The sequence below is a fragment of the Geothrix fuzhouensis genome (assembly GCF_024609325.1).
Taxonomy (GTDB): Bacteria; Acidobacteriota; Holophagae; order Holophagales; family Holophagaceae; genus Geothrix; species Geothrix fuzhouensis.
Map to the genome: position 1 here is coordinate 1 of NZ_JANHMQ010000006.1, position 5,440 is coordinate 5,440.

Sequence of the window (5,440 nt, forward strand, 5' to 3'; positions counted from 1 at the left end):
GACCTCGGACCGTGTGGAAGCATGGTGAGCGTCTTTGAAAACCGGATAGAAGATAGGAAGCCTTTGAGGGTTCTGTGGGGCGTCTAAGGATGCTGCGCAGAATTCAGAACAATTTTTCGACCAGAACATTGGCCCGAGGGGGAACCCGAGGGTGAGAGTTCAGAATGAAACTTGAGAGTTTGATCCTGGCTCAGAATGAACGCTGGCGGCGTGCCTAACACATGCAAGTCGGATGTGCCGCAAGGTGCATGGCAGACGGGTGAGTAACGCGTAGGGAATCTACCTTTTTGTGGGGAATAACGCTCCGAAAGGAGTGGTAATACCGCATGAGACCGAGAGCTGGGATGTTTTCGGTGAAACCTGGGGACCGCAAGGCCTGGGGCAAAAAGAGGATCCTGCGTCTGATTAGCTAGTTGGCGGGGTAATGGCCCACCAAGGCGACGATCAGTAGCCGGCCTGAGAGGGTGATCGGCCACACTGGAACTGAGACACGGTCCAGACTCCTACGGGAGGCAGCAGTGGGGAATTTTGCGCAATGGACGAGAGTCTGACGCAGCAACGCCGCGTGGGTGATGAAGGTCTTCGGACTGTAAAACCCTGTCGTCAGGGACGAAGGTATGGGGGTTAATAACCCTTATGCTTGACGGTACCTGGAGAGGAAGCCCCGGCTAACTCTGTGCCAGCAGCCGCGGTAATACAGAGGGGGCAAGCGTTATTCGGAATTATTGGGCGTAAAGGGCGCGTAGGCGGTTTTTTAAGTCAGATGTGTAATCCCCGAGCTCAACTTGGGAACTGCATCTGAGACTGGAAGGCTAGAGTACTGGAGAGGGTGGTGGAATTCCTCGTGTAGCGGTGAAATGCGTAGAGATGAGGAGGAACACCAGTGGCGAAGGCGGCCACCTGGACAGTAACTGACGCTGAGGCGCGAAAGTGTGGGTAGCAAACAGGATTAGATACCCTGGTAGTCCACGCTGTAAACGATGAACACTTGGTGTGGAGGGAGTTGACCCCTTCCGTGCCGGAGCTAACGCGTTAAGTGTTCCGCCTGGGGAGTACGGTCGCAAGGCTGAAACTCAAAGGAATTGACGGGGGCCCGCACAAGCGGTGGAGCATGTGGTTTAATTCGACGCAACGCGAAGAACCTTACCTGGGCTTGAACTGTAGTGGACCGGTGCAGAGATGTGCCTTTTCGCAAGAACTGCTACAGAGGTGCTGCATGGCTGTCGTCAGCTCGTGTCGTGAGATGTTGGGTTAAGTCCCGCAACGAGCGCAACCCTTACCCGTAGTTGCCAGCGCGTCATGGCGGGAACTCTACGGGGACTGCCCGGGTTAACCGGGAGGAAGGTGGGGATGATGTCAAGTCCTCATGGCCCTTATGTCCAGGGCTACACACGTGCTACAATGGGCGATACAAACCGTTGCAAAGTCGCGAGATGGAGCTAATCGGAGAAAGTCGTCCTCAGTTCGGATTGTAGTCTGCAACTCGACTACATGAAGGTGGAATCGCTAGTAATCGTGTATCAGAATGATACGGTGAATACGTTCCCGGGCCTTGTACACACCGCCCGTCACATCACGAAAGCCGGGAGCACTTGAAGAGGCTGTGGTAACCCGCAAGGGGGCTAGGTCTCAATGGTGAACTTGGTGATTGGGGTGAAGTCGTAACAAGGTAGCTGTAGGAGAACCTGTGGCTGGATCACCTCCTTTCTAAGGAGAGTCGCTTTTAGGAGCGACGAAAGGTCAACGCTTCCGATCGAAATTTCTATCCGGTTTTTAAAGACGCTCGGGCAATCTTTGACGAGCGTGTTTGGGCGTCCAGATTGGGCCCGTAGCTCAGCTGGGAGAGCGCCTGGTTTGCATCCAGGAGGTCGTCGGTTCGATCCCGGTCGGGTCCACCATTTTCCGACTTGGAGATGATGCTCACCTGTGCGGGACCCCACTCGCCACAGCGCATAGCGCTGTGACTCGTGACCCGCATCAGATTCGCGGGCCTATAGCTCAGTCTGGTTAGAGCGCACGCCTGATAAGCGTGAGGTCGGTGGTTCGAATCCACCTAGGCCCACCATTGCGACAGGAGTCGGGATGGACACGCATTTGAGTTGAGTTGAGACCTTGCGAGGTTTGAATCCAGCTCAAGGGTTGGCGTCTGAACAAGACAGCAGTTGTTTGACAGTTAAATAGAAGGAATAGAGAAGGGTGATCCACAGCGTTGAAGTGACGATGTGGGCTTAAGGCGAGGCAAGTTTAGCGAAATCAATTAACTCTCGTGGGTTTGAAGTCAATGTAATTCATTGATGGAAGGCCAAGTTACAAAGGGTTGACGGTGGATGCCTTGGCAGATGACAGCGATGAAGGACGTGGTAAGCTGCGAAAAGTCTCGGGGAGTTGCACGCGAACGGTGATCCGGGAATGTCCGAATGGGGAAACCCGGCTGGGTGAAAGCTCAGTCATCTCTTAGCTGAATTCATAGGCTTTGAGAAGCGAACGTGGGGAAGTGAACCATCTCAGTACCCACAGGAACAGAAAACAACAGTGATTCCGGGAGTAGCGGCGAGCGAAACCGGAAGAGCCCAAACCTTTTACGTGTAAGCGGCAGGCGTTGCGTAGAGGGGGTCGTGGGACCTACAGGTTGAGGCTGCCCCTCAACACAGAGTTACAAAACCTATAGTTAGCGGAACGGCATGGAAAGGCCGGCGATACAGGGTGATAGCCCCTTATGCGAAAGCTACTAGGACTCTGAGTGGTGTTCCCAAGTATGTCGGGGCACGAGAAACCTTGACAGAATTTGCCGCGACCATGCGGTAAGGCTAAATATGTTCATCTGACCGATAGTGAACCAGTACCGTGAGGGAAAGGCGAAAAGAACCCCGATGAGGGGAGTGAAATAGAACCTGAAACCGTCAATCTACAAGCAGTGGAACCGCTATGGTTTACCAGCGGAACCGCGTGCCTTTTGCATAATGAGCCGGCTAGTTATTTTCAGTGGCGAGGCGAAGCCGAAGAGGCGGTGCCGTAGGGAAACCGAGTCTGAATAGGGCGACAGTCGCTGGAAATAGACGCGAAACGGGATGATCTATCCTTGACCAGGATGAAGTCCGGGTGACACCGGATGGAGGTCCGAACCAGTGTGGGTTGAAAACCGCTTGGATGAGTTGAGGATAGGGGTGAAAGGCCAATCAAATTCCGTGATAGCTCGTTCTCCCCGAAATAGCTTTAGGGCTAGCGTCGGATGTTTCGTCGTGCAGGTAGAGACCTGAATGGACTAGGGGGCTTACCAGCTTACTGAATCCAACCAATCTTCGAATGGCACGCCGTGAAGTCCGGCAGTCAGACTGCGGGTGATAAGATCCGTAGTCGAGAGGGAAAGAACCCAGATCGCCAGCTAAGGTCCCAAAATACATGCTAAGTGGAAAAGGATGTGGATGTGCTTAGACAGCCAGGAGGTTAGCTTAGAAGCAGCTATCCTTTAAAGAAAGCGTAATAGCTCACTGGTCAAGCGGGTCTGTGCCGACAATTCAACGGGGCTAAAGCATGTTACCGAAGCTGCGAACGTAAGTGGTAGGGGAGCATTCCCTACGTCTGTGAAGGTTGACCGTAAGGACAGCTGGAGACATGGGAAGAGACTCTGTCGGCATAAGTAGCGTAAAGACAGGCGAGAACCCTGTCCGCCGTAAGACTAAGGTTTCCAACGCAAGGTCAATCCGCGTTGGGTTAGTCGGGCCCTAAGCTGAGGCCGAAAGGCGTAAGCGATGGAAAGCTGGTTAATATTCCAGCACCATGAGCATCTCGTTTGTACGATGCAGGGACGCAGGAAGGTAGGGACGCAGGGCTATGGAATGTTCTGCGAAAGGTATCAAGGGTGGTGCTTAGGGAAGTCCGGGTGCCATTAGCTCAAGATATCTGACGAAAAGTCCTAATCCTACACTGCCGAGAAAAGCTGCTAAGGAGAGATGTTTGTGTCCGTACCGCAAACCGACACAGGTAGTCGAGGAGAGAATCCTCAGGCGTTTGAGAGAACTCTGCTGAAGGAACTCGGCAAATTAACCCCGTAACTTCGGGAGAAGGGGTACCACGGTAGGGTTCATAGCCCGAGGTGGTGGCACATAAATGTCCCAGGCGACTGTTTAACAAAAACACAGGTCTCTGCAAACTCCAAAGAGGAGGTATAGGGGCTGACACCTGCCCGGTGCCGGAAGGTCAAGAGGAGCGGTCAGCGCAAGCGAAGCTGCGAATTTAAGCCCCGGTGAACGGCGGCCGTAACTATAACGGTCCTAAGGTAGCGAAATTCCTTGTCGGGTAAGTTCCGACCTGCACGAATGGTGTAACGATCTGGGAACTGTCTCCAGCAGAGACTCAGCGAACTTGTAGCACCGGTGAAGATGCCGGTTACCCGCACTTAGACGGAAAGACCCCGTGCACCTTTACTACACCTTGACATTGAGGTTGGCGTTGGACTGTGCAGGATAGGTGGGAGGCTATGAAACTGGCTCGTTAGGGTCGGTGGAGCCAATGTTGAGATACCACCCTGTTTAACGCTGATCTCTAACTCGCACCCGTGATCCGGGTGGAAGACAATGTCAGGCGGGTAGTTTGACTGGGGCGGTCGCCTCCTAAAGCGTAACGGAGGCGTACGAAGGTTCCCTCAGGCTGTTTGGAAATCAGCCGCAGAGCGCAATAGTATAAGGGAGCTTGACTGCGAGTCAGACACGACGAGCAGGTGCGAAAGCAGGTTATAGTGATCCGGTGGTCCCGAATGGAAGGGCCATCGCTCAACGGATAAAAGGTACGCCGGGGATAACAGGCTGATCTTGCCCAAGAGTTCATATCGACGGCAAGGTTTGGCACCTCGATGTCGACTCATCACATCCTGGGGCTGAAGCAGGTCCCAAGGGTTCGGCTGTTCGCCGATCAATAGTGGTACGTGAGTTGGGTTCAGAACGTCGCGAGACAGTTCGGTCCCTATCTAGTGTGGGCGCAGGAGATTTGAGAGGACCTGTCCTTAGTACGAGAGGACCGGGATGGACTGACCTCTGGTGTTCCAGTTGTGCCTCCAGGTGCAATGCTGGGTAGCTAAGTTGGGAAGTGAGAAGCGCTGAAAGCATCTAAGCGCGAAACACCCCTCAAGATGAGATCTCCCTATGAGACCCGTGGTAGACCACCACGTTGATAGGTCGCATGTGTAAGGCCGGTAACGGCTTCAGCTGAGCGATACTAATCGGTCCATAGACTTGACCTTTCATCAATCAATTACATCATCTCAATACCCACGAACGCTCCACGGAGCTTCGCCTTAACCCTTCTCAATCCTTCTACCCCTTCGTCGTGGCTTTTCCCCAAGTGTCACACCCGTTCCCATCCCGAACACGGCAGTTAAGACTTGGAGGGCCGATGATACTGCTCCTCACAGGAGTGGAAAAGTAGGTCGCTGCGACGTTATATC

At 53.6% G+C, this 5,440-nt stretch carries 2 tRNA genes and 3 rRNA genes; all 5 read left to right on the top strand.

Going from position 1 to position 5,440, the window contains the following annotated elements:
* The first annotated feature begins 167 nt into the window (after positions 1-167).
* The 5 genes from NOV74_RS15225 to rrf all read left to right on the top strand — a co-directional run bounded on the left by NOV74_RS15225 (position 168) and on the right by rrf (position 5,434).
* Positions 168-1,707, top strand: a 16S ribosomal RNA gene (locus NOV74_RS15225).
* Between the two features lie 115 nt (positions 1,708-1,822).
* Positions 1,823-1,898, top strand: a tRNA-Ala gene (locus NOV74_RS15230).
* 89 nt (positions 1,899-1,987) lie between these two features.
* Positions 1,988-2,065: transfer RNA gene (locus NOV74_RS15235), tRNA-Ile, on the top strand.
* 235 nt (positions 2,066-2,300) lie between these two features.
* Positions 2,301-5,236, top strand: a 23S ribosomal RNA gene (locus NOV74_RS15240).
* Between the two features lie 82 nt (positions 5,237-5,318).
* A 5S ribosomal RNA gene (gene rrf / locus NOV74_RS15245) occupies positions 5,319-5,434 on the top strand.
* Together the 16S, 23S and 5S rRNA genes with 2 tRNA genes alongside form the textbook arrangement of a ribosomal RNA operon.
* The last annotated feature ends 6 nt before the right edge of the window (positions 5,435-5,440 follow it).